Annotated in this window: 24 protein-coding genes; all 24 read right to left on the bottom strand. The window is 69.6% G+C overall.

The genetic code is table 11. From position 1 onward, the window contains the following. Nucleotides 1–82 precede the first annotated feature (82 nt). Nucleotides 83–1111, bottom strand: a complete 1029-nt coding sequence (gene lgt / locus WFM69_RS15310; RefSeq protein ID WP_337006148.1) for a prolipoprotein diacylglyceryl transferase — start codon at nt 1109–1111, stop codon at nt 83–85. Nucleotides 1112–1121: 10 nt separating this feature from the next. Next, entirely contained in the window at nt 1122–1925 is an 804-nt protein-coding gene (gene trpA, locus WFM69_RS15305) for a tryptophan synthase subunit alpha (protein WP_337006146.1), read from the bottom strand. Next, nucleotides 1922–3130, bottom strand: a complete 1209-nt coding sequence (gene trpB, locus WFM69_RS15300) for a tryptophan synthase subunit beta (protein ID WP_337006144.1) — start codon at nt 3128–3130, stop codon at nt 1922–1924. The genes trpA and trpB overlap by 4 nt, the downstream gene beginning before the upstream one ends. Then, nucleotides 3130–3900 carry an indole-3-glycerol phosphate synthase TrpC gene (trpC, locus tag WFM69_RS15295; RefSeq protein WP_337006290.1) on the bottom strand — a complete coding sequence of 257 codons (771 nt, stop codon included), beginning with the start codon at nt 3898–3900 and terminating at the stop codon, nt 3130–3132. The genes trpB and trpC overlap by 1 nt, the downstream gene beginning before the upstream one ends. A 2-nt stretch (nt 3901–3902) precedes the next feature. Further along, complete coding sequence (locus WFM69_RS15290) at nt 3903–4133, bottom strand: HGxxPAAW family protein (RefSeq protein WP_337006142.1); 231 nt, start codon at nt 4131–4133, stop codon at nt 3903–3905. A 47-nt stretch (nt 4134–4180) separates the two neighbouring features. Beyond that, nucleotides 4181–4768 carry a Trp biosynthesis-associated membrane protein gene (locus WFM69_RS15285; RefSeq protein ID WP_337006139.1) on the bottom strand — a complete coding sequence of 196 codons (588 nt, stop codon included), beginning with the start codon at nt 4766–4768 and terminating at the stop codon, nt 4181–4183. After that, entirely contained in the window at nt 4765–5121 is a 357-nt protein-coding gene (hisI, locus tag WFM69_RS15280) for a phosphoribosyl-AMP cyclohydrolase (protein ID WP_337006137.1), read from the bottom strand. The genes WFM69_RS15285 and hisI overlap by 4 nt, the downstream gene beginning before the upstream one ends. Further along, nucleotides 5118–5879 carry an imidazole glycerol phosphate synthase subunit HisF gene (gene hisF / locus WFM69_RS15275; protein WP_337006135.1) on the bottom strand — a complete coding sequence of 254 codons (762 nt, stop codon included), beginning with the start codon at nt 5877–5879 and terminating at the stop codon, nt 5118–5120. The genes hisI and hisF overlap by 4 nt, the downstream gene beginning before the upstream one ends. After that, nucleotides 5879–6721: an ATP phosphoribosyltransferase gene (gene hisG, locus WFM69_RS15270; protein ID WP_337006133.1), complete on the bottom strand. Its 843-nt coding sequence runs from the start codon at nt 6719–6721 to the stop codon at nt 5879–5881. The genes hisF and hisG overlap by 1 nt, the downstream gene beginning before the upstream one ends. Before the next feature lie 38 nt (nt 6722–6759). After that, on the bottom strand, nt 6760–7023 hold the full coding sequence (locus WFM69_RS15265; RefSeq protein WP_337006131.1) for a phosphoribosyl-ATP diphosphatase: 264 nt from the start codon (nt 7021–7023) through the stop codon (nt 6760–6762). After that, a complete protein-coding gene (gene rpe / locus WFM69_RS15260; RefSeq protein WP_337006129.1) occupies nt 7020–7700 on the bottom strand; it encodes a ribulose-phosphate 3-epimerase in 681 nt (226 codons plus the stop codon). The genes WFM69_RS15265 and rpe overlap by 4 nt, the downstream gene beginning before the upstream one ends. Nucleotides 7701–7704: 4 nt before the next feature. Further along, entirely contained in the window at nt 7705–9201 is a 1497-nt protein-coding gene (locus WFM69_RS15255) for an RsmB/NOP family class I SAM-dependent RNA methyltransferase (RefSeq protein WP_337006126.1), read from the bottom strand. Beyond that, complete coding sequence (fmt, locus tag WFM69_RS15250; RefSeq protein WP_337006124.1) at nt 9198–10118, bottom strand: methionyl-tRNA formyltransferase; 921 nt, start codon at nt 10116–10118, stop codon at nt 9198–9200. The genes WFM69_RS15255 and fmt overlap by 4 nt, the downstream gene beginning before the upstream one ends. An 18-nt stretch (nt 10119–10136) precedes the next feature. Beyond that, a complete protein-coding gene (locus WFM69_RS15245) occupies nt 10137–12095 on the bottom strand; it encodes a primosomal protein N' (protein WP_337006122.1) in 1959 nt (652 codons plus the stop codon). 16 nt (nt 12096–12111) lie between these two features. Continuing rightward, nucleotides 12112–13305, bottom strand: coding sequence for a methionine adenosyltransferase (gene metK, locus WFM69_RS15240; RefSeq protein ID WP_337006120.1), 1194 nt, complete (start codon nt 13303–13305; stop codon nt 12112–12114). Nucleotides 13306–13393: 88 nt separating this feature from the next. Then, entirely contained in the window at nt 13394–13648 is a 255-nt protein-coding gene (rpoZ, locus tag WFM69_RS15235; protein ID WP_017204385.1) for a DNA-directed RNA polymerase subunit omega, read from the bottom strand. Between the two features lie 65 nt (nt 13649–13713). Next, nucleotides 13714–14625 (bottom strand): guanylate kinase, encoded by a 912-nt coding sequence (gene gmk / locus WFM69_RS15230; RefSeq protein ID WP_337006116.1) that lies wholly within the window; start codon nt 14623–14625, stop codon nt 13714–13716. Further along, nucleotides 14618–15463: an orotidine-5'-phosphate decarboxylase gene (gene pyrF, locus WFM69_RS15225; protein ID WP_337006114.1), complete on the bottom strand. Its 846-nt coding sequence runs from the start codon at nt 15461–15463 to the stop codon at nt 14618–14620. Before pyrF ends, gmk begins: the two co-directional genes overlap by 8 nt. After that, nucleotides 15460–18747, bottom strand: a complete 3288-nt coding sequence (carB, locus tag WFM69_RS15220) for a carbamoyl-phosphate synthase large subunit (protein ID WP_337006112.1) — start codon at nt 18745–18747, stop codon at nt 15460–15462. The genes pyrF and carB overlap by 4 nt, the downstream gene beginning before the upstream one ends. Beyond that, complete coding sequence (gene carA / locus WFM69_RS15215; RefSeq protein WP_337006110.1) at nt 18747–19925, bottom strand: glutamine-hydrolyzing carbamoyl-phosphate synthase small subunit; 1179 nt, start codon at nt 19923–19925, stop codon at nt 18747–18749. The genes carB and carA overlap by 1 nt, the downstream gene beginning before the upstream one ends. Then, nucleotides 19922–20434, bottom strand: a complete 513-nt coding sequence (locus WFM69_RS15210) for a PH-like domain-containing protein (RefSeq protein ID WP_337006108.1) — start codon at nt 20432–20434, stop codon at nt 19922–19924. Before WFM69_RS15210 ends, carA begins: the two co-directional genes overlap by 4 nt. After that, nucleotides 20431–21735 (bottom strand): dihydroorotase, encoded by a 1305-nt coding sequence (locus WFM69_RS15205; protein ID WP_337006106.1) that lies wholly within the window; start codon nt 21733–21735, stop codon nt 20431–20433. The genes WFM69_RS15210 and WFM69_RS15205 overlap by 4 nt, the downstream gene beginning before the upstream one ends. Continuing rightward, complete coding sequence (locus WFM69_RS15200) at nt 21732–22697, bottom strand: aspartate carbamoyltransferase catalytic subunit (protein WP_337006104.1); 966 nt, start codon at nt 22695–22697, stop codon at nt 21732–21734. Before WFM69_RS15200 ends, WFM69_RS15205 begins: the two co-directional genes overlap by 4 nt. After that, entirely contained in the window at nt 22694–23224 is a 531-nt protein-coding gene (gene pyrR, locus WFM69_RS15195; RefSeq protein ID WP_337006102.1) for a bifunctional pyr operon transcriptional regulator/uracil phosphoribosyltransferase PyrR, read from the bottom strand. Before pyrR ends, WFM69_RS15200 begins: the two co-directional genes overlap by 4 nt. Nucleotides 23225–23233 lie beyond the last annotated feature (9 nt).

Raw genomic sequence — 23233 nt, 5'->3', positions numbered from 1 at the left:
TCCTCAGATCTTCAGTGAAACCCGGGGACGACGTCGGCCCGCTCGTTCAGTGCAATGGTTCTCCCGCCACGAGATGGCGTTGTTATCGGGAGCCGTCCTCGCTCGTGGTTCCAGTGCTTGTGGCAGTGGCTCCTGCGGCGACTTCTTCGGTCGGAGGCTCGCTCACGTCCACGAAGTCAGAGGGATTGTTCTGCGATTGTACATCAGCGTCGGCGTTCGGCTTCTCGCGCCCCGGCCGATACGGCGAGGGCTCCAGACCGGGGTGCCGGCGGGTCTGCACGATGAGGATCACGAGGCCGACGACGACGCCGATGATCGCTGCCCAGACGTTGCTGCGCAGCCCGAGGATGATCTCGCTCGGATCGATGCGGATCGACTCCCACACGATGCGACCGGCGCTGTACCACATCAGGTAGATCGCGAACAGGCGACCCCACTGGAAGAAGAGCTTGCGTCCGAGCCACAGCAGCACGAGCACGCCGAGACCGTTCCAGATGACCTCGTACAGGAAGGTGGGGTGGAAGAGCGTGCCTTCGGGGAGGCCAGGGGGGAAGGCCGAGTTCGTCGACTCGATCTCCAGGCCCCACGGCAAGTCGGTCGGCAGGCCGAACAGCTCGTGGTTGAACCAGTTGCCGAAGCGTCCCATGGCCTGCGCCAGCAGCAGGCCGGGAGCCAGCGCGTCCGCGAACGTCCAGAAGCGGATGCCGGTCCACCGGCAGCCCAGGTACGCGCCGACGGCGCCGCCGATGAGGGCGCCGAAGATGGCGATGCCCCCCTCCCAGATCGCCCACACCGAACCGGGCTCGAACGGGTTCCAGGTGTTCTTGCCCTCGCCGAAGTAGAAGTTCGGGTGGGTGAGCACGTGGAAGATGCGCGCACCGATGATCGCGAGCGGCACGGCCAGGATCGAGATGTCGATCACGACCCACGGCTCCGCGCCGCGCTTCGTCAGGCGTCGGTTGGTCAGCAGCGTGGCGACGATGATGCCCGCGATGATGCACAGCGCGTAGTAGTGGATGCGGAAGCCCGGCCACGGGTCCCAGTACGAGACCGGGGGGCTCGGGATGCTGGCGAGCACGCCGTTGATGCTGCTGTGGAGCGCGAGTGACATGAGTGCGATTCTAGTTCTCGTGATCGGGGCGTGCCGACGCGGTGCCGGAGGCCAGGTTTCGGGTGACTTCGGCGAGGGCGGGGACGCCGCCGTCGCGCAGGGCGCGGACCAGCGCGGTGCCCACGATCGCGCCGTCGGCGTACTCCGACACCCCGGCGATCTGCTCGGGCGTGGAGATGCCGATGCCGACGCACGCGCGGTGGGCGCCGTGCTCGCGCAGACGGGAGACGAGCGTGCGGGCGGCACGGTCGAGCTCGGTGCGCTCGCCCGTGATGCCCATGGTCGAGACGGTGTAGACGAACCCGGTCGACGACTTCACGACCAGATCGAGGCGCTCATCGGACGATGTGGGCGCGGCCAGGAACACACGGTCGAGCCCCGTGCGCTCGCTCGCGGCGATCCACTCCGCTGCCGCCTCCGGCGTGATGTCGGGAGTGATCAGGCCTGCACCGCCAGCTGCCAGGAGATCGTCCGCGTAGCGGTCGACGCCGTACTGCAGCACCGGGTTCCAGTAGGTCATCACGAGGACAGGGACGTCCGTCGCCGCGGTGATCGCGCGGATCGCCGTGAAGAGATCGGCCATCCGGAAGCCCGCAGCGAGAGCCTTGGTGGTGGCCTCCTGGATGATCGCGCCGTCCATCACCGGGTCGCTGTAGGGCGGGCCCAGCTCGATGATGTCGACGCCGTTCTCGGCGAGGGCGATGGCCGCCTGGATGCTCGTCTCGAGGTCGGGGAAGCCGACCGGGAGGTAGCCGACGAAGGCGCTGCGACCCGCGGCCTGCGCACGCTGGATCGCCTCTTCCACACGGCTCACTGTGCCGTCCCCTCGTCGTACAGCTCGAAGTAGCGAGCCGCGGTGTCCATGTCCTTGTCGCCGCGACCGGAGAGGCAGACCGCGATCAGCCCGTGGGGGCCGAGGTCCCGTCCGATCCGGAGCGCGCCGGCGAGGGCGTGCGCGGACTCGATCGCGGGGATGATGCCCTCGGTGCGGCTGAGCAGGCGCAGCGCCTGCATGGCCTCGTCGTCCGTGGCCGGGATGTACTCCGCCCGGCCGATGTCAGCCAGCCAGGAGTGCTCCGGTCCGACTCCCGGGTAGTCGAGCCCTGCCGAGATCGAATGGGACTCGATCGTCTGGCCGTCCTCGTCCTGGAGGACGTACGTCTTCGCGCCGTGCAGCACGCCGGGGCGCCCACGCTCGATGGAGGCCGCATGCTTCTCGGTGTCCACGCCGTCGCCTGCTGCCTCGACACCGTAGAGCCTGACGCCCTCGTCGTCGAGGAACGCGTCGAACATGCCGATCGCATTGGACCCGCCGCCCACGCACGCGACGACGGCGTCGGGGAGTCGACCGACCTCGTCGAGCAGCTGCGCGCGCGCCTCCTCGCCGATGATCTTCTGGAAGTCGCGGACCATCGCGGGGAACGGGTGCGGACCGGCCGCCGTGCCGAAGATGTAGTTGGTCGTCTCTACCGAGGCCACCCAGTCCCGGTACGCGTCGTTGATCGCGTCCTTCAGCGTGCGGGAACCCGACGTGACCGGGACGACCTCGGCACCGAGCAGGCGCATGCGGGCGACGTTGAGAGCCTGACGCTCGGTGTCGACCTCGCCCATGTAGATCGTGCAGTCCAGACCGAACAGCGCCGCCGCGGTGGCCGTGGCGACACCGTGCTGCCCTGCACCGGTCTCCGCGATCACCCGGGTCTTGCCGAGCCGCTTGGTGAGCAGCGCCTGACCGAGCACATTGTTGATCTTGTGCGATCCGGTGTGGTTCAGGTCTTCCCGCTTGAGGAAGATGCGCGCCCCACCGGCATGTTCGGCGAAACGGGGTACCTCGGTGATCGCCGACGGCCGCCCCGCGTACGAGCTGAGCAGATGCGCCAGCTCGGCGCGGAACGTCGGATCGGCGATGGCGTCCTCGTAGGCGACCGTGAGCTCGTCGATCGCGGCGATCAGCGACTCGGGCATGAAGCGCCCGCCGAAATCACCGAAGAAGGGACCGTGCTGATCGCGCAGGCTCATCATGCCTCCAGGAAGGTCTTGAGGGTCGCGACGGGGTCGCCGGTCACGAGCGCCTCGCCGATCAGGACGACGTCCGCACCCGCCGAACGGTAGTGCACGACGTCGGCCGGGGTGAGCACCGCGGACTCCGCGATCTTCACCGCGGTGTCGGGGATGCGGTCGACCAGCCGTCCGAACAGGTCTCGGTCGAGCTCGAGGGTCTTCAGATCACGCGCATTCACACCGATCAGCGGGGCACCGAGATCGACCGCGGCCTCGAGCTCATCGGCGGAATGCGTCTCGACGAGCGGCGTCATCCCGAGCTCGCCGATGAAGCCGAACAGGTCCTTCAGCACATCGGCGTCGAGTCCGGCGACGATGAGCAGTGCGAGATCGGCGCCCGCTGCACGGGCTTCGAGCACCTGGTAGCGGGTGGCGATGAAGTCCTTGCGCAGCACGGGGAGCGACACGCGAGCCGTGACGGCCTCGAGGTCGGCGAGGCTTCCGCCGAAGCGCCGTTCCTCCGTGAGCACGCTGATCGCGGACGCGCCGCCGGTCTCATACAGGGACGCCTGCAGAGCCGGGTCAGGGATGTCGGCGAGGGCTCCACGCGACGGGCTGGCCCGCTTGACCTCCGCGATGATCTTCACGCGGTCGGCCGGCGCCAGGAACGACAAGGCATCCTTGGCGGCCGGACGCGCAAGCGCGTCACGCTCGACAGCGGCCAGCGGGCGCGACAGAGCGCGACGTTCTGCGTCTGCGACAGCGCCGGCCGTCAGGTCGGCGAGCACCATTAGTGCGCCTTCGGAGCGTACTTCGGACCCTTCACGCCGTATCCGGCCTTCGCGAGCGCCCAGCCCACGATCGCACCGATCGGAACGAGTGCGAGCAGGATCCAGGCGAGGGTCCACTGCTCGAAGCAGAAGGCGACGGTCGCCGCCGCGACACCGACGAGCATGATGACGACGGCGGTCCAGGCTGCGGGCGAGTGTCCGTGGCCGGGGTCAGCGATCGGGTTGGTCATGTTCTCCTCCGGGGGACGACGTGCAGTTCGAGTTCAGTCTATCGGGGTCAGCGCGTCGGATCGGTTCCACGGGACAGCTCGTCCCAGGAATCGACCGCATCGACCGGGCCCTCGTGCGGGACATCGGGAGTGTCGGTCCGATAGCGTCGGCCACCAGCCTTCCATCCGCGCCAGGTCGCGAACACCATCACCGCGGCGAGGAGAAGGACCACCCAGCCCACCAGCGCGATGTACGGCCATGCCGAGGGGACGATCCGTGCGACCACGTCATGCGTCGCGTCGCTGCCGGCGAGACCGGTCACCTCCGTGACGGTGGCCGCGACCGCGTCGAGCGGCTCCCCGATAAGCAGTTGCAGCGTCGACCAGCCGAGGAACAGCGCCGTCGCCGCGGCGAGCACCGCGAACACCAGGCGTACGGCCTTTCCCGAGATCGAGAGCGCGGCACCGAGCGCGAGAACCGCGAGGCTCAGCGGGGCGAGGAGGACGAGGGCGGATGCACCCGGAACCAGGATGGCCTCGCCGGCGTCCGCGCGTTCGACCGTCAGCCACGTCTGCGTCGACGAGATGATCCCGATCGCGCCGGCCAGCAGGAAGCCGGAGACGGACAGCGAGCGGCCGCGCTTCGCGATCGTCATGCCTGCTCCTCTCCGGCGACGGCCTCGAGGTCGTTGCTGTCGAAGCACGTGCGCGTACCTGTGTGGCACGCCGGGCCCGTCTGCGCCACGAGCAGCAGGATCGCGTCGCCGTCGCAGTCCAGACGCGCCTCATGCACCACCTGGATGTGCCCGGAGGTGTCGCCCTTGCGCCAGTACTCCTGTCGTGAGCGCGACCAGTAGGTCGCACGCCCCGAGGTCAGCGTGCGGCGCAGCGCCTCGGCATCCACCCAGGCGAGCATCAGCACCTCGCGCGTGTCCCACTGCTGCACGATCACCGGCGCGAGACCGTCGGCGTTGAACGCGACCTGCGCGATGCGCTCGTCGACACTCATCGGACCACCACACCTTCCGCGCGAAGCGCGTCCTTGACATCGCCGACCGTGAGCGCGCCCGTGTGGAACACGCTGGCGGCCAGCACTGCATCCGCTCCGGCTCTGATCGCCGGCGCGAAGTCGGACACGCGCCCCGCACCGCCGGAGGCGATCACCGGCACGGAGGCCACCTCGCGCATCAGCGCCACGAGCTCGAGATCGAACCCGTCCCTGGTGCCGTCGGCGTCGATCGAGTTCACGAGCAACTCGCCCGCGCCACGCTCGACGGCCTCCCGCGCCCAGTCGAGTGCATCGAGAGTCGTCTGCGTGCGTCCGCCGTGCGTGGTGACCACGAAGCCCGACCGCGTGGTCGCGGCGCGCTTCACGTCCAACGACAGCACCAGCACCTGCGCGCCGAAGCGGTCGGCGATCTCGCCGATGAGCTCCGGGCGCGCGATCGCCGCGGAGTTCACACCCACCTTGTCTGCACCGACCGACAGGAGGCGTGCCACGTCGTCGACGCTGCGCACTCCCCCGCCGACGGTCAACGGGACGAACACCTGCTCCGCGGTGCGCTGGACGACGTCGTAGGTCGTCGCGCGCGCATCCACCGTGGCGGTCACGTCGAGGAACGTGATCTCATCGGCTCCCTGTGCCGCATAGTGCCGAGCGAGTTCGACAGGATCGCCCATATCGCGCAGGTTCTCGAAGTTCACGCCCTTCACGACGCGACCCTCGGCCACATCGAGACACGGGATGACGCGGCTGGCGAGCGACATCAGAGCCTCGCGTTGTGGATGGCGGTGACCAGGATCGCGCGCGCGCCGAGCGCATACAGCGCGTCCATCACCGGATTGACGCGCGTGCGCGCCACCATGACCCGCACGGCGACCCACTCCGGATCACGCAGCGGCGACACCGTGGGCGACTCGACGCCGCCCGCGATCTTCACGGCATCGTCGAGGAGCGCGACCGGCAGGTCGTAGTCGATCATCACGAAGCGTCGGGCCACCATGACACCGCGGAGGCGACGCAACAGGGTGTCGGCGCCCTCCGCATCCTCCGGACCGGCGATCAGCACGGCCTCGGACTCCAGGATCACGGGGCCGAACACCTCCAGGCCCGCCTGACGCAGCGTGGTCCCAGTCTCGACGACATCCGCGACGGCATCGGCGACGCCGAGGCGCACGGCCGACTCGACCGCGCCGTCGAGCGGCACCAGGTCGACGGCGATGTCCCGCTCGTCGAGGAAGGCATCCACCAGCCCCGGGTACGACGTGGCGATCCGCAGACCATCGAGTTCGGACACATCCGTGTAGCGCCCCGTGGGGGCAGCGAACCGGAAGGTCGAGCCCGCGAATCCGAGGGCCTCGATCTCCCGCGCACCGGGCATCCGGGCGTCGAGGAGCAGGTCACGGCCGGTGATGCCGACGTCGATGGCGCCGGATCCGACATACGTCGCGATGTCCTTGGGGCGGAGGAAGAAGAACTCGACGTCATTGTCGGCGTCGATGACGTGCAGGGTCTTGGGGTCGCGTCGTCCGGCATAACCGGCCTCGGCGAGCATGTCGGCGGCGGTCTCGGAGAGCGAGCCCTTGTTGGGAACGGCGATGCGCAGCATGGAGTGCTTTCAGTTCGAGAGGAGAGGAACGGAGCGCATCACAGATGTCGGTAGACGTCCTGCAGGCTGAGGCCCTTCGCGAGCATCATCACCTGGACGTGGTAGAGCAACTGAGAGATCTCCTCCGCCGCCGCGTCCTCGGACTCGTACTCCGACGCCATCCAGACCTCGGCGGCCTCTTCGACGATCTTCTTGCCGATCGTGTGCACGCCGCCGTCGAGCTCGGCGACCGTGCCCGATCCCTCGGGACGGGTCTCGGCCTTGACGCTGAGCTCGGCGAACAGCTCGTCGAAAGTCTTCACACTTCCAGGCTAGCGGCTCGCGCGAGGTCTCTGAGCCGGGTGACGGCCGCCTCGACGTCGTCGGCGCCGTACACGGCCGACCCGGCGACGAACGTGTCGGCCCCGGCGGCAGCGGCGATCTCGATCGTGCGATCGGAGATGCCGCCGTCGACCTGGAGCCAGATCTGCGACCCACGGCGACGCGCCTCCTCGGAGAGGGCGCGCAGCTTCGGCATCGTCTCGGGCATGAATCCCTGGCCGCCGAAGCCCGGCTCGACCGTCATCACGAGGATCTGATCGAACTCGTCAAGCACGTCGTACAACGACTCCACCGGCGTCGCCGGCTTGACCGCAACACCCGCGCGGGCGCCGATGTCACGCAGTCGTCGCGCCAGGACCACCGGCTCCGCGGCGGCCTCCAGGTGGAACGTCACGCTCGCCGCGCCGAGTTCGGCGTAACCGGGAGCCCACCGATCAGGATCCGTGATCATCAGGTGCACGTCGAGCGGGACGGGACTCGTGGCCTGGATCCGCTCGACCATCTGCGGACCGAACGTGAGGTTGGGCACGAAGTGGTTGTCCATCACATCGACGTGCGCGAAGTCCGCGGTCGCGATGCGGGCGAGATCCGCCTGCATGTTGACGAAGTCTGCGGCGAGGATGCTCGGATTGATGCGCGGGGCGCGGGGCAGTTCCACGGTCCTAGTCTTCCTTCCCTGAAGGGGCGGGCGTTGCGGGGCGCTGCAGCAGCGCGAGGAACATGGCATCGGTGCCATGCCGGTGCGGCCAGAGCTGGGCACTGCCGGAACCGGAGCGCCCCTCTTCTGCGAGGTCGATCGGCGAACGGGCGACCTCGGAGATCACGGCGCGGGCATCGAGCTCAACGATGTCGGATCGGCCGCGCAGGACCTCCTGCACGACGCCCGTCGTCTCGGCGAGATGCGGCGAGCAGGTGACATACGCGACGATCCCTCCAGGAGCCAGGGCGTCGAGCGCGGCGGAGAGCAGCTCCACCTGCAACGGCACGAGCTCCGCCACATCGGCGGGCGACTTGCGCCACCGCGCCTCCGGACGACGACGCAGTGCGCCGAGCCCGGTGCACGGGGCATCGACCAGGATCCGGTCGAACTGGCCGGCGCGCGCCGCAGCGAACTCGCGCCCGTCCTGCTCATGCACCTCGATCTCGCCCGGCACCGCCCGCAGAGCCTTGCGCACCAGACGCGCCCGTACCGGCACGACCTCATTCGCCTCGAGAGTCACGCCGTGCTGACGGGCGATCGCGCCCAGGAGTGCGGTCTTCCCGCCCGGTCCCGCACACAGATCGAGCCACCGCTCCCCCGCCGCGATCGGGGCGGCAGCCGCCAACGCGAGGGCGACCAGCTGCGAGCCCTCGTCCTGCACCCGGATCGTGCCGCCGGAGGCCTCGACCGCGCGGCGCGGATCACCACCGGACGATGCGAATGCGGTCGGCGCGTACGGCAGCCGGGGCTCGCCCGGATCCGCAAGGCCCGGCAACGCCACGAGTGTCACCTCGGGCGACACGTTGTCGGCGTCGAGCAGGGATTCCAGTTCCTCGACGCGGCCCTCCGCGGCGAGGGCACGACGCAGGGCCCTGATCACCCACACCGGATGCGCCGAACGCAGAGCAAGACGCTCGTCATCGGACCGCGCCTCCTCTTCGATGCGTTCCTGCCACGCATCGGTGGACTCCCGCGTGATGCGGCGCAGCACCGCGTTCGCGAAGCTCGACGCGCCCCGACCCGACGTGGTGGCCACCAGGTTCACCGACTCGTTCACGGCGGCGTGCGAGGCGACCCGGGTCGCGAACAGCTGATGCACGGCGAGTCGCAGCGCATCGAGGACGGCCGGATCGATGCTGTCCGTGCTGCGGTCGGCGGCCGCGGAGATGATCGCGTCATACGTGCCGAGGCGCCGCAGCGTGCCGTACGTCAGTTCGGTCGCCAGTGCCGCATCCTGCGGCGCGAGTCCTGCCTCGGCGATCGCGGACGGCAGCACCAGGTTCGCGTAGGCGTCGGTCTCCGATACTGCCCGCAGCACGTCGAATGCGACGCGCCTGGCCGGCTGCACGGTCCGCACGAGTCCGCGCTGCGCGTCACGGCGGGAATCCCCCGATCGTCCGCCGGACGGTCGACGTCCGCGCGTCTGCGGCGAACGCCGGTTGCGCTCCTCGTCGCTCATGATCCTGCCCTCAGCTCGTCGGTGTCGCGCTGTCCGCGCCACCAGTCGACGGCGTTCATCGCGCCCTTGCCCGCCGGTTGGACGCGGGTGACCGCCAACGGCGTCGAAGCCGTGCCGATGTGGAGAGCCGTCTTGGTGCTGCGCATCGTCCCGGGGGCCAGCGGCTCCGCGTCCGGTGCGGGCAGGGCTTCCAACACCTTGAACGGCTGGCCGTCGATCGTGGTGTGCGCACCCGGCTCCGGCGTGACGCCGCGGAATCGGGCGAACACCGCCTCCAGCGGCTGATTCCAGTCCAGCAGTCCATCGGCGAGGGTGAGCTTCGCGGCGAACGTCGGCTCGCCGGTCTGCGGAGTGGCCCTGCCCGACCCATCCGCGATCGAGGCGACGACTTCGGCCGTGAGCTCCGCGCCCTCCCCTGCGAGGAGTTCCAGGGCCTCGCCGGCGGTCGCGGTCGCCGGGACGTCGACCTCGCGCATCGCGAACACGTCGCCGGCATCCAGTTCGGGCACGAGCTGGAACACGCTCGCCCCGAGCACTCGGTCGTCGGCGATCAGCGCACGCTGCACGGGCGCCGCACCCCGCCAGGCCGGTAGCAACGAGAAGTGCAGATTGATCCATCCGGCCCGGGGGGCGGACAGCAGCGGCTCGCGCACCAGTCCCCCGTATGCGACGATCACGCCGAGCTCCGTCTGCAGCGCGGAGATCTCCGCCGTGGCCGCCTCATCGAGACGTGCCGCCTTGATCACGGGGAGGCCGAGTTCTTCGGCGGCGACAGCGACCGGCGACGGCGTCAGGACGCGACGGCGCCCGAGTGGGGCGTCGGGCCGCGTGACGACCGCGGCGATGTCGTGCGAGGCCGCCAAGCGGCGCAGGGTGGGCACGGCAGCAGCGGGTGTGCCGGCGAAGACGAGGCGCATGAAGGTTCTCCGGAAGGGTCAGAGCTCTGGTTCGAGGATATCGAGGCGGACGGAGAGTGTGCTCTTGGTCGCACGCCCCTTGCGACGGCGACCACTCACGGCTTCGGCGACCACCGCCGCACGCAGCGCGGTGGCGACCCTCGCGCCGGCGCCGTACTCGAAGCGCACGAGGGCACGAACCCGCGGCGGGATGTCATCGGAGTCGACGGGAACGGGGCCGAGGACCGCATCTGCGGGAAGGGCGAGTTCGGTGAGAGCAGCGAGTGCCTGGCCGACCGCCGGGACCGAGCCCTGCACGAGGGCGACTCTGGTCGTGGGCGGCATGTGCAGAGGCGCGCGGCTCTCGAGCTCGGAGCGCGCGTGCGCGGGCTGGGTCCACGTCGCCAGTGCCTTCGCCGCCGCACCGTTCACCCCGACCAGGTGGATGGGTGCGCCAGGAGCGGCCAGTGCCGCCGCATTCGACCACCACCGCAGGCATGACTCGGCGATCCGCAGATCGGGCGCCTGGAGCATGCGCGGACCGTCCAAGAGGACGACCGCGCGGTAACCGCCCTCCGCCACGGGCTCGGCACCGCGCGTCGCGACCACGAGAGCCGGCTTGGCATCGACGCGCTCGACCGGATGCCCGCTGTCGGCCACGATCACTCGCACACCGGGGAACGCCCGTCCGAGCTCGTCCGCCGTGCGTTCGCTCCCGGACGACGCGAGCCGCAGCTTCGTCGAGGAGCAGGCCGGGCACGTCCACGTGCTGGCACCTCGGCCGCACCACCCGCACACGGGTACCGCGCCGCGATGACGCGCACCCAGCGGACCGCCGCAATGGGGGCAGCGCGCCGGCGCCCGGCACTCCGCGCACACCAGCGACGGCGCGAAGCCAGGGCGCGAGACCTGGATGAGCACGGGCCCCTCCGCGGCCGCGGCGCGCGCAGCGAGGAATGCGGACGACGGCATCCGCTGCGCCGTGGGCTGCTCCATTTCCTGCGGAGTGCTCAGGACGACGCGCGGGAGCACGCGACGGACGGCCGTGACCTCCTGCAGCCAGCCGAGCACGACGAGACGCTCGACATCCGTGGTGCGGGTGTGCCCCGCGAACAGCAGCGCCGAACCCTCCAGTTCCCGCCGCACGAGCGCGGCGTCGCGGGCGTTGACGTACGGCGCGAGCGGCTCGGCGAGCAGCGGATCACCGTCGTCCCAGACTGCGACGAGCCCCGCCACGACCGGTGCGTACACCGCCGAGCGGTTGCCGACCACGATGCATGGGGCGTCCTCGAGGGTACGCAGGAACCCCCGGTAGCGCTCGGGATTCGTCTGTCGGGAGTCGTGGCGCACGACCGCGTCGTCCGGCACGAGCGCTGAGAGCGCAGCGAGGAGTCGATCGAGGTCGCGGTGATCCGGTACCACCAAGATCGACGACTTCCCCGCCGCGAGCATGTGCGCCGCCGACGCCGCGAGCAGGTGCGCCCACCCCTGCACGGCCCCGGCGAGCTGCGGTATCGCCTCCACGGCCGCACGGCCGCCCTCGTCGAGCACTGTGCCGAGCCCCTCGTACATCGCCACGGTCGCCGCGACGATCTCGAGTGCGCGTGCATCCGGTACCGCGATCGGGCTGTCGGCCGTCCAGGCCTTCTCCACGCGCACCTGACGCTTGGGGATGACCAGGCGCAGCACGTCCGATGCCGAGCCCGCCGCACGGTCGGCCACCCGCCGCGCCAGGGCGTGCAGACGCTCGGGCAGCACGGGCACCGTGGAGACCACGCTCTCCACCTCCGACAGCGGACGGTCGGCATCGCCTTCCGTGTCGATCTCGACGACGTAGCCGTCGATCACACGTCCCGCCGTGCGCAGAGGCACGCGGACACGCACACCGAGCGGCACGTCGCCGAGCTCCGGAGGGAGCGCGTAGTCGAACAGCCGGTCGAGCTGAGGCAGCGGTGAGTCGAGGAGCACGCGCGCGATGCGCCGGCTCTCCGAGGGCATCAGAGCCGCGGTCCCATCAGAGCCCGGCGGCGCGGCGCAGCTCTTCGACGCGGTCGGTGCGCTCCCACGTGAAATCGGGGAGCTCGCGGCCGAAGTGACCGTAGGCCGCGGTCTGCGCGTAGATCGGGCGCAGCAGGTCGAGTTGCTCGATGATGGCCTGCGGGCGGAGGTCGAAGACGTCGGTGATGGCCCGGGTGATGATCTCGTCGGACACCTTGCCCGTACCGAACGTCTCGACGTAGAGACCGACGGGACGCGCGACACCGATCGCGTACGCCACCTGAACCTCGAGGCGGTCCGCAAGCCCCGCGGCCACCGCGTTCTTGGCGACCCAGCGTGTCGCGTAGGCACCCGAGCGGTCGACCTTCGACGGGTCCTTGCCACTGAAGGCACCGCCACCATGACGCGCGGCGCCGCCATACGTGTCGATGATGATCTTGCGTCCCGTGAGGCCGGCGTCGCCCTTGGGGCCGCCGGTGACGAACGGACCCGCCGGGTTGATGTAGTGCGTGACGTCGTCGAGGTCGAGTCCGGTCGTCGCCAGCACCGGATCGATCACGTGCTCGCGCACCTGCGCCTGGAGCTCGTCCTGCGAGATGTCGGGGTGGTGCTGGGTGGAGACCACGACCGCGTCGACCGTCTTCGGCGTGAAGCCGTCGTAGCCCAGCGTGACCTGTGTCTTGCCGTCCGGACGAAGGAACGGGAGCAGCCCGCTGCGTCGCACCTCGGTGAGACGCTCCGCGAGTCGATGCGCAGTCCACGCGGCCATCGGCATGAGCTGCGCCGTCTCGTTCGTCGCGAAGCCGAACATGATGCCCTGGTCGCCGGCGCCGAGCCCGTCCAGCGGGTCGACCGACGAGCCGTCGCGGTGCTCCTGGGCGCTGTCGACGCCGTGCGCGATGTCGGTGGACTGCTCACCCACCGAGACGCTGACCCCGCACGAGGAGCCGTCGAAGCCGGTGTCGCTCGAGGTGTAGCCGATGCCGTTCACGACCTGACGGACGATCGTGGGGATGTCGACGTAGGCGTCGGTGCGGATCTCGCCGGCCACATGCACGAGACCGGTCGTGACGAGCGTCTCGACCGCGACGCGGGATCCTGTGTCCTTCTCGATGAGCCCGTCGAGGATGCTGTCCGAGATCTGATCGCAGATCTTGTCCGGGTGCCCTTCGGTGACGGACTCGGACGTGAACAGACGCAGGGCGCTCATCGATACTCCAGAACGGGACGGACGGAAGGAGGGTGTTGCACCCATTCTGGACCGCACCTCCGACAGGGGGGAGGCGCGGTCTCGAATATCACTCTGCGTGACGCAGGCGGAGCTTGTCCTCGTTGATCTCGTGCAGCGCGATGGTGAGCGGCTTGTCCTCGACCGAGGAGTCCACGAGCGGGCCGACGTTGTCGAAGAGGTTGCCCTCGTGCAGGTCGGAGTAGTAGTCGTTGATCTGTCGCGCGCGCTTGGCGGCGTAGATCACGAGCTCGTACTTCGAGTCGACGCGGTCGAGCAGGTTGTCGATGGGGGGATCGATGATGCCGTTGTTGTGTCCGGCCATGGTGAGACCTCCTGATCAGGCGACGGGATCGTCGCGAAGACGGTGCGAAAGGCGCGCGAAGACGCTCAGCGCGCAGAGCTTGAAGACAATTCTACGACCTCGCGGGCCGCAGTGGCGACGTCCTCGTTCACGATGAGGTGGTCGAACTCGTTCTGGGCGGCCAGCTCCACCTTCGCGGTGCGCAGTCGGCGTGCCCGTTCCTCGGCACCTTCCGTGCCCCGACCGACCAGTCGGTGCACGAGCTCGTCCCAGCTCGGGGGCAGCAGGAAGATCAGAGTCGCGGCGGGTTCGGCCGCGCGCACCTGGCGGGCACCCTGCAGATCGATCTCGAGCAGCACGGTCTTGCCCTCGGCCAGTGCGGCGTCGATCGGGGCGCGCGGGGTGCCGTATCGGGAGCGGTTGTGCACCACCGCGTACTCGAGCAGCTCGCCGTCGGCGATCAACCGGTCGAACTCGGCGTCGTCGACGAAGTAGTAGTGCACGCCGTCGACCTCGCCGGGGCGGGGCGCACGCGTGGTCGCCGAGACCGACAGATGGATCTCCGGGTTGTTGTCACGGATGTAGGCGGCGACCGTGCCCTTGCCCACGGCGGTGGGGCCCGCGAGCACCAGGAGGCGGCTGCGCGCACCGCGCGGCTCCGTCACCGGGAATCGGCCGTCCAACCAGGCCTCCAGCACGCGACGCTGACGCGCCCCCAGACCGCCGAGACGCTTCACCGGAGAGATGTGCAGCTCCTCGAGGATGCGATCCCGCTTGCCCGCGCCGATCGCCGGCAGGGCGAGCAGGAAGTCCGTGATGCGCATGGACCCCTCGACGGAGTCCGCATCGGCGATCGCACGATGCAGCACGGTCTGCGGAGTGACCACGCGCATCGTGAGATCGCGTTTGACCGACGCCCTGGCACGGCGACGCTCGACGGCCCGGCGCGCGGCGGCCGCCCTGTCGACTTCGGGAACCGTACGCTGCGCGTCAGGCACGCGCCACCTCCAAGTACTCGGCCGCGCGAGCGGTGATGGCGTCCGTCAGGTCGACGGGACCTGCGGAGAGGATGCTGCGGCTCTCGCTCGCGATCACCGCGTCGGACATCGCGCCGAAGCGTGGCCGAAGATCAGCCGGGGTTGCGCCCTGCGCGCCGAAGCCCGGAGCGAGGATGGGGGCGACCGGACTGAACGGCGAGATGCCTGCGGTGGCCCAGTCCACGGTCGCCCCGACGACGAAGCCGAGGCTCCCCCACTCCCCTGCACCTGAGGCGGCAGCGTTGCGCGCGGACACCTCTCCGACGATCGCGGACGACACGGTCTCATCGCTCCCGGTGGTCGAGCGCTGAATGCCCCCCGCCTCGGGATTGCTGGTCGCGGCGAGCACGAACACGCCCTTACCGTGCGCCTCAGCGAGGGCGAACGCCCCGTCGAGGGCACCGACACCGAGGAACGGATTCACCGTGAGCGCATCGGCTTCGAGCGACGATCCGGGCGTCAACCACGCCTTCGCGTAGTCGTCCATTGTCGATCCGATGTCGCCGCGCTTCGCATCGGCGATCACGATCAGGCCCGCGCCACGCGCCGCCGCGAGCACGTCCTCGAGGGCCGCGAAGCCCGCGGAGCCGAAGCGCTCGAAGAACGACACCTGGGGCTTGACGAAGCCGACCCGACCGGCCGCCGCCTCGACCGTGCGGAGACCGAACTCGCGGACTCCGTGCGCGTCGTCGGTCAGCCCCCACGCGGCGAGGAGTGCCGCGTGGGGGTCGACGCCGACGCAGAGCGGTCCCTGCGCCCGGAGCGCAGACCGCACGCGTTCGCCGAAGCGTCCGCTCACTGTGCCGCCTTCCGGTCCAGCGCGTACTCCTGCAGGCTCTTCACCTGGAAGCCCTCGTGGGCGGCGTCCATCCCGCTCACGGCGGCACCGAGGACCGCCATCGTGGTGAACAGCGCCTTGTCGGCGGCCACCGCCGCGGCGCGGATCTCGTACCCGTCGGCGCGTGCGGCGCCACCGGACGGAGTGTTCACGACGATGTCGATCGCGCCCTCGTTGATGAGGTCGACGATGTTCTTCGCGCCCGACGCCTGGGTCGCGCTGTACTTCTCGACCACGGTCACGGCGATGCCGTTGCGCGAGAGGATCTCCGCGGTGCCCTCGGTCGCGACGATCGTGAAGCCGAGCTGCTGCAGGCGGTGCGCGGGCAGGATCACCGCACGCTTATCGGAATCGGCGACCGAGATGAAGACCGTGCCAGAAGTGGGCATGCCGCCGTAGGCCGCGGCCTGGCTCTTCGCGAACGCCGTCGGGAAGTCGCGGTCGATTCCCATGACCTCGCCGGTGGAGCGCATCTCCGGGCCGAGGACCGAGTCGACCGTCTTGCCGTCGGCCGTGCGGAAGCGCTTGAACGGGAGCACGGCCTCCTTGACCGAGACCGGCGCGTCGAGAGGAACCCGCGATCCGTCCTGCTCGGGCAGCATGCCTTCGGCGCGCAGCTCGGCGATCGTGGAGCCCGTCATCACGCGGCTCGCGGCCTTCGCCATCGGGATGCCGAGCGCCTTCGACACGAACGGCACGGTGCGGCTCGCACGCGGGTTCGCCTCGATGACGTAGAGCACACCCGCGCTGATCGCGAACTGCACGTTCAGCAGCCCGCGCACGCCCACTCCCTTCGCGATGGCCAGGGTGGCCTCGCGCACACGGTCGACATCCGTGCGTCCGAGCGAGACCGGCGGCAGGGTGCAGCTGGAGTCGCCGGAGTGGATGCCGGCCTCTTCGAGGTGCTCCATGACACCGCCGATGAACAGGTCGGTGCCGTCGTAGAGCGCGTCCACGTCGAGCTCGATCGCGTCGTCGAGGAAGCGGTCCACGAGGAGGGGCTTGCCCTCTTCGATGACGACCTCGCCCGCGGTGCGCACGAAGTAGTCCCGCAGCGACGCCGTGTCGTACACGATCTCCATGCCGCGGCCGCCGAGCACGAAGCTCGGGCGCACCAGCACGGGGTATCCGATCTCCTCGGCGATGCGCACGGCACCCTCGACGTCGATCGCGGTGCCGTTACGCGGAGCGACGAGCCCGGCCTCGTCGAGCAGACGCGAGAACAGCTCCCGCTCCTCGGCCAGGTCGATCGCCTCGGGGCTGGTGCCGAGCACGGTGTATCCGGCGGCTTCGATGCCCTTCGCGAGCCCGAGCGGGGTCTGCCCGCCGAGCTGGCACACGACGCCGAGAATGGTGCCGCTCGCGGCCTCCGCGTCGAGCACCTCCAGCACGTCTTCGAGCGTCAGCGGCTCGAAGTACAGGCGGTCGGAGGTGTCGTAGTCGGTCGAGACCGTCTCCGGGTTGCAGTTGACCATCACGGTTTCGAACCCGGCGTCCGACAGCGCGAACGAGGCGTGCACGCAGGAGTAGTCGAACTCGACGCCCTGCCCGATGCGGTTCGGACCGGAGCCGATGATGACGACCTTGGTGCGCTCGGACGGAGCGACCTCGGTCTCGAAGTCGTAGCTCGAGTAGTGGTACGGCGTGAGAGCGGGGAACTCGCCGGCACAGGTGTCGACGGTCTTGTACACCGGGCGGATGCCGAGGCCGTGGCGGACGCCGCGCACCTCTTCCTCCGAGGTGCCGCGGAGCTCGGCGAGCTGCGCGTCGGAGAAGCCGTGCTCCTTGGCGTAGCGGAGCGTCGCGGCATCCAGCTCGGGGGCCGTGCGCACGATCTCGGCGACCTCGTTGATCAGCACCATCTGGTCGAGGAACCACGGGTCGATCGCGGTGGCGTCGAAGGCCTGCTCGACGGTCGCGCCCTTGCGCAGCGCCTGCTGCAGCGTGACGATGCGCCCGTCGGTCGGGATCTTCGAGATCTCGAGCAGCTCCTCCATCGAGCGCTCCTCGGGACCCCAGTGGAAGCTGGACCCGCGCTTCTCCAGGGAGCGGAGGGCCTTCTGCAGCGCGGTCGCGTAGTTGCGGCCGATCGCCATGGCCTCGCCCACCGACTTCATGGTGGTGGTGAGCGTGGCGTCGGCGGCCGGGAACTTCTCGAACGCGAAGCGCGGCACCTTGACGACCACGTAGTCGAGCGTCGGCTCGAAGCTGGCCGGGGTCACACCCGTGATGTCGTTCGGGATCTCGTCGAGGCGGTAGCCGAGCGCGAGCTTCGCGGCGAGCTTCGCGATCGGGAATCCAGTCGCCTTGGACGCGAGGGCGCTCGAGCGCGAGACGCGCGGGTTCATCTCGATCACGATGATGCGGCCGTTCGACGGATCCACCGCGAACTGGATGTTGCAGCCGCCGGTGTCGACGCCCACGGCGCGGATGATGTCGATGCCGATGTCGCGCAGCTTCTGGTACTCGCGGTCGGTGAGCGTGAGCGCCGGCGCGACGGTGATCGAGTCGCCCGTGTGCACGCCGACCGGGTCGACGTTCTCGATCGAGCAGACGACCACCGTGTTGTCGGCGGTGTCGCGCATGAGCTCGAGCTCGTACTCCTTCCAGCCGAGGATCGACTCCTCCAGGAGAACCTCGGTGGTCGGAGAGTCACGCAGACCCGCACCGCCGATGCGGCGGAGGTCTTCCTCGTCGTAGGCGAAGCCGGATCCGAGGCCGCCCATCGTGAAGGACGGCCGCACGACCAGCGGGTAGCCGAGCTCTTCCGCACCGGCGAGCAGGTCGTCCATCGTGTGCGCGATGACGCTGCGCGCCACGTCGGCGCCCGCCTCGAGCACGAGCTCCTTGAAGATCTGGCGGTCCTCGCCCTTGCGGATGGCGTCCACCTTCGCGCCGATGAGCTCGACGCCGTACTTCTCCAGGATGCCCTGTTCGTGCAGCGCCATGGCCGCGTTCAGGGCGGTCTGGCCACCGAGCGTCGGCAGGATCGCGTCGGGCTTCTCCTTCGCGATGATCGTCTCGATCACCTCGGGGGTGATCGGCTCGATGTACGTCGCGTCGGCGAAGTCGGGGTCGGTCATGATGGTGGCGGGGTTGGAGTTGACCAGGATGACCCGGACGCCTTCCTCGCGCAGCACGCGGCACGCCTGGGTGCCGGAGTAGTCGAACTCGCAGGCCTGGCCGATCACGATCGGGCCGGAGCCGATGACGAGGACGGAGTTGATGTCGTCGCGCTTGGGCATTACTTGGAATCCTTCTGGCTTGCGATGACCAGGTCGCGGAACCTGTCGAAGAGGTAGTTGGCGTCGTGCGGTCCCGCTGCAGCCTCGGGGTGGTACTGCACCGAGAACGCGGGGATGTCGAGGGCACGCAGGCCCTCCACGACGTTGTCGTTGAGGCCGACGTGGCTGACCTCGACCTTGCCGTAGCCGTTCGGGCTGTCGAAGGTGCCCTCGATCGGTGCCTCGACGGCGAAGCCGTGGTTGTGTGCGGTGATCTCCACGCGTCCGGTCGCCTTGTCGAGCACCGGCTGGTTGATGCCGCGGTGACCGAACGGCAGCTTGTAGGTGCCGAGGCCCAGCGCGCGGCCGAGCAGCTGGTTGCCGAAGCAGATGCCGAAGAACGGCAGGCCGTCGTCGAGCACCGAGCGCAGGAGCTCGACGTGGTCTCCGGAGGCGGCCGGGTCTCCGGGGCCGTTCGAGTAGAAGACGGCGACCGGGTCGACGGCGCGGATGTCGTCGATCGTCACGTTCTGCGGGAGCACGTGCACTTCGAATCCCCGTGCGGCGAGGTTGTCGATCGTGGCCTGCTTCACACCGAGGTCGAGCACGGCGAGGTTGCCGATCCGCTCCCCCACGGCCGTCGTCACGGTCTCGACGTCGACGGATACCTCGGCGGACAGGTTGCGGCCGGCCATCTCGGGGGCCTCGCGGACAATGCGCACCTGCTCCTCCGGGTCGAGCTCAGCATCCGCACCGGAGAAGATCCCGCCGCGCATCGATCCGGCCGAGCGGATGTGGCGGGTGATGGATCGGGTGTCGATGCCGCTGATGCCCACGACGCCGTCCTCCACGAGCACGTCGTCGAGCGAGGCGTTCGCGCGCCAGTTCGACACGACGCGCGAGGGGTCGCGCACGATGTAGCCGGCGACCCAGATGCGTCGCGACTCGGCGTCCTCGTCGTTCATGCCGGTGTTGCCGATGTGCGGTGCGGTCTGGAGCACGATCTGTCCCGCGTAGGAGGGGTCGGTGATCGTCTCCTGGTAGCCGGACATGCCGGTTGCGAAGACCACCTCGCCGAGCGTGCGGCCTCGCGCGCCGTACGCGCGCCCGGTGTGGCGGGTGCCGTCCTCCAGGACGAGGACGGCGGGGTCGGGGAGCTGGGCCGCGGTGGCCTGCCCGGAGGGTGTCGAGAGTGTCATGACGTTGCTCCTGTGTCGGGGGCGGCGGGGACGAGCCGCTGCAGGTCGGAGATGAGGGTTCGAGGGTCGCCGGTGGCGAGACGCAGGTAACTGTCGGCGATCGTGTCTTCGTCGATGTTCCACGCGATGCGCACGAGGCCGCCGGGCTCCACGACGCGGTCGATCGTGACCGTGGCGCGGTCGACGGCGACGAGTCGGTCCTTCGCGAGGAAGACCGTCGGTGCGCCGTCGAGGCAGAGGGCGATGCCGCGATCCGTGAGCGCCAGCTCGCCACGGGCCCGGTACGCGAGCGGCGAGACCGCGAGGCGCTCGAGAGGCTGCTCGTGCCGTGTCGTCGACACGTACAGCACCTCGTCGCGGCGGGCCACCTCCGCGTGCTCCGGAACCCCCAGCGGGGCGCTGAACACGGAGTCGCGGCGGATTCGTCGTCGCCAGGCGAACAGCATCACCAGCAGCACCAGCAGCGCGACCGCGATCGTGATCGCGACGGCGAGGTCCCGAGCGCTCATGCGCGAAGCTCCTCGACGACGCTGCCGCCGTCGACCGTGACGATGCCGCCGTGCACGGTGAACTCCACGCGTCCGGGGAGAGCGCGTCCGAGGTAGGGCGAGTTCACGCTGCGTCCGTGGAGATCGGCCTCGGTGAAGACGCCGTCGACCGAGGCGTCGTACAGCGTGATCTGCGCGGGCTGCCCGACCGCGAGCGGCGTGCCGTGGCCGGAGAGTCGGCCGATCCGTGCCGGTGTCGCGCTCATCACACGTGCCACGTCGGACCATCCGATCAGACCGGTCTGCACCATGGACTGGTGCACGACGCGCAGTGCGCTCTCGAGTCCCACCATGCCGTTCGCCGCCGCCTGCCACTCGCACGCCTTGTGCTCGCTCGGGTGGGGGGCGTGATCGGTGGCCACGATGTCGATGGTGCCGTCGGCGAGGCCCTCGCGCACGGCGAGCACGTCCTCTTCCCGACGCAGCGGCGGGTTGACCTTGTATCGCGCGTCATAGCCACGAACGAGCTCGTCGGTCAGCAGCAGGTGGTGCGGGGTGACCTCGGCGGTGACGTTGATGCCGCGCTTCTTGGCCCAGCGGATGATGTCCACCGAGCCGGCGGTCGAGAGGTGGCACACGTGCAGCCGTGAGCCCACGTGCTCTGCCAGCAGTACATCGCGCGCGATGATCGACTCCTCCGCGACCGCGGGCCACCCGGCGAGACCGAGTTCGGCCGAGACCGTGCCCTCGTTCATCTGGGCGCCCTCGGTGAGGCGGGGATCCTGCGCGTGCTGCGCGATCACGCCGTCGAACGACTTCACGTACTCCAGCGCGCGCCGCATGATCAGCGGATCGAACACGCAAAAGCCGTCGTCGCTGAAGACGCGCACCTGAGCGCGGGAGGTCGCCATGGCGCCGAGCTCGGCGAGGCGCTCGCCCTTCTGGCCGACCGTGACCGCGCCGATGGGCTGGACGGTGGCGTAGCCTGCGGCCTCTCCCAGCGCGAGCTCCTGCTCGACGACACCCGCGGTGTCGGCGACCGGCGACGTGTTGGGCATGGCGAACACGGCCGTGAATCCACCGGCTGCTGCCGCCCTGGTGCCGGTGAGGATCGTCTCGGACGCCTCGTAGCCCGGCTCACGCAGATGAGTGTGCAGGTCGACGAGACCCGGCAGCGCGACGAGCCCCGCCGCATCGATCACGCGGGCACCGGCGCGCTGCAGTCCGCTGCCGATCTCGGCGATCAGACCGTCCTCGATGATGATGTCGGCGCTCTCGGCACCGAGCAGCTGTGCGCCGGTGATGACGAGGGTCTCGCTCACAGGTCTCCCCCTCGTTCGTCGTCTCGTTCTCCTGCCAGCAGCAGGTACAGCACCGCCATGCGGACGGACACCCCGTTCGTGACCTGTTCCAGCACCGTCGAGCGGGGGGAATCGGCAGCTTCCGAGGAGATCTCCAGTCCCCGGTTCATGGGTCCGGGGTGCATCACAATGCTACCGTCCGGAAGCGCCGCCACACGCCGCGCGTCCAGACCCCAGCGGCGGGAATACTCCCGCTCAGTCGGGAAATACGCCGCATTCATCCGTTCCAGTTGGATGCGCAGCATCATGACCGCGTCCGGCTCCTCCGCCAGCGCCTCGTCCAGGTCGTAGACGACGCGGACCGGCCAGAGCGACACGTTCTGCGGAACCAGCGTCGGAGGAGACACCAGAGTCACCTCGGCGCCGAGCGTCGTGAGCAGCCAGACGTTGGACCGGGCGACGCGCGAGTGCAGCACGTCCCCGACGATCACGACGCGCAGACTCGACAGGTCGCGCCCGCGGCTGTCGGCCCCGAACCGGCGCTTGCGGATGGTGAACGCGTCGAGCAGCGCCTGCGTGGGGTGCTCGTGCGTGCCGTCACCGGCGTTGACGACACCGGCCGAGATCCAGCCGCTCGTCGCCAGCGTCTGCGGGGCACCGGAGGCCGGGTGCCGCACGACCACCGCATCGGCGCCGATGGCTTCGAGCGTCTGAGCGGTGTCCTTCAGGCTCTCGCCCTTGGAGACGCTCGAGCCCTTCGCGGCGAAGTTGATCACGTCGGCGGAGAGGCGCTTGGCGGCGGCCTCGAAGGAGATGCGGGTGCGGGTCGAGTCCTCGAAGAAGAGGTTCACGACCGTCTTGCCACGCAACGTGGGAAGCTTCTTGACCTCGCGCGACTGCGTGTCGGACATGTCCTCGGCGACGTCGAGGATGCGCAGCGCCGTGGCCTTGTCGAGGGTACGGGTGTCGAGGAGGTGTCTCATTCGCCGATCGTCACCTCCTCGGCCCCGTCGTTCTCGAAGAGGCGCACGTTGACCCGCTCAGTGCGTGCCGAGGGGATGTTCTTGCCGATGAAGTCGGGGCGGATCGGCAGCTCGCGGTGGCCGCGGTCGACGAGGATCGCGAGGCGCACGACCGCCGGGCGCCCGATCGACTGGATCGCGTCGAGTGCGGCACGGATGCTGCGCCCGGAGAAGAGCACGTCGTCGACGAGCACGACGGTCTTGCCGTCGATGCCGCCGGCGGGGATCTCGGTCGGCTGCGGTGACCGGGTGGGGTGCTTGGCGAGATCGTCGCGGAACAGCGTCACGTCGAGAGACCCCGCCTGCACCGGCTGCTGCGCGATGTCGCTGATCAGCGTCGCGAGGCGGTGGGCGAGAGTGACGCCGCGGGTCGGAATGCCCAGCAGGACGAGATTCTCCGCTCCCCGATTGGATTCGAGGATCTCGTGCGCGATCCGGGTCAGCGCTCGTGAGATGTCGGCTTCGTGCAGCACAGTGCGCATGCTCATCGGCCGCTC

Origin of the sequence: Microbacterium sp. LB12 (assembly GCF_037150835.1) — a bacterium.
Taxonomy (GTDB): domain Bacteria; phylum Actinomycetota; class Actinomycetes; order Actinomycetales; family Microbacteriaceae; genus Microbacterium.
The sequence above is the reverse complement of the archived record's forward strand: the minus strand, read 5'-3'. Positions and strand labels throughout refer to the sequence as shown.

Excerpts from the sequence above, each read along its gene's own strand:
- carA (WP_337006110.1), bottom strand. The coding sequence starts at position 19,925 with ATGACACTCTCGACACCCTCCGGGCAGGCCACCGCGGCCCAGCTCCCC.
- metK (WP_337006120.1), bottom strand. The coding sequence starts at position 13,305 with ATGAGCGCCCTGCGTCTGTTCACGTCCGAGTCCGTCACCGAAGGGCAC.
- carB (WP_337006112.1), bottom strand. The coding sequence starts at position 18,747 with ATGCCCAAGCGCGACGACATCAACTCCGTCCTCGTCATCGGCTCCGGC.
- WFM69_RS15210 (WP_337006108.1), bottom strand. The coding sequence starts at position 20,434 with ATGAGCGCTCGGGACCTCGCCGTCGCGATCACGATCGCGGTCGCGCTG.
- hisG (WP_337006133.1), bottom strand. The coding sequence starts at position 6,721 with ATGCTGCGCATCGCCGTTCCCAACAAGGGCTCGCTCTCCGAGACCGCC.
- rpoZ (WP_017204385.1), bottom strand. The coding sequence starts at position 13,648 with ATGGCCGGACACAACAACGGCATCATCGATCCCCCCATCGACAACCTG.
- WFM69_RS15245 (WP_337006122.1), bottom strand. The coding sequence starts at position 12,095 with ATGCCCTCGGAGAGCCGGCGCATCGCGCGCGTGCTCCTCGACTCACCG.
- WFM69_RS15200 (WP_337006104.1), bottom strand. The coding sequence starts at position 22,697 with ATGAGACACCTCCTCGACACCCGTACCCTCGACAAGGCCACGGCGCTG.
- hisI (WP_337006137.1), bottom strand. The coding sequence starts at position 5,121 with ATGAGTGTCGACGAGCGCATCGCGCAGGTCGCGTTCAACGCCGACGGT.
- WFM69_RS15255 (WP_337006126.1), bottom strand. The coding sequence starts at position 9,201 with ATGAGCGACGAGGAGCGCAACCGGCGTTCGCCGCAGACGCGCGGACGT.
- fmt (WP_337006124.1), bottom strand. The coding sequence starts at position 10,118 with ATGCGCCTCGTCTTCGCCGGCACACCCGCTGCTGCCGTGCCCACCCTG.
- trpB (WP_337006144.1), bottom strand. The coding sequence starts at position 3,130 with ATGAGCCTGCGCGATCAGCACGGTCCCTTCTTCGGTGATTTCGGCGGG.
- lgt (WP_337006148.1), bottom strand. The coding sequence starts at position 1,111 with ATGTCACTCGCGCTCCACAGCAGCATCAACGGCGTGCTCGCCAGCATC.
- pyrR (WP_337006102.1), bottom strand. The coding sequence starts at position 23,224 with ATGAGCATGCGCACTGTGCTGCACGAAGCCGACATCTCACGAGCGCTG.
- WFM69_RS15285 (WP_337006139.1), bottom strand. The coding sequence starts at position 4,768 with ATGACGATCGCGAAGCGCGGCCGCTCGCTGTCCGTCTCCGGCTTCCTG.
- hisF (WP_337006135.1), bottom strand. The coding sequence starts at position 5,879 with ATGTCGCTCGCCAGCCGCGTCATCCCGTGTCTCGATGTGGCCGAGGGT.
- WFM69_RS15290 (WP_337006142.1), bottom strand. The coding sequence starts at position 4,133 with ATGACCAACCCGATCGCTGACCCCGGCCACGGACACTCGCCCGCAGCC.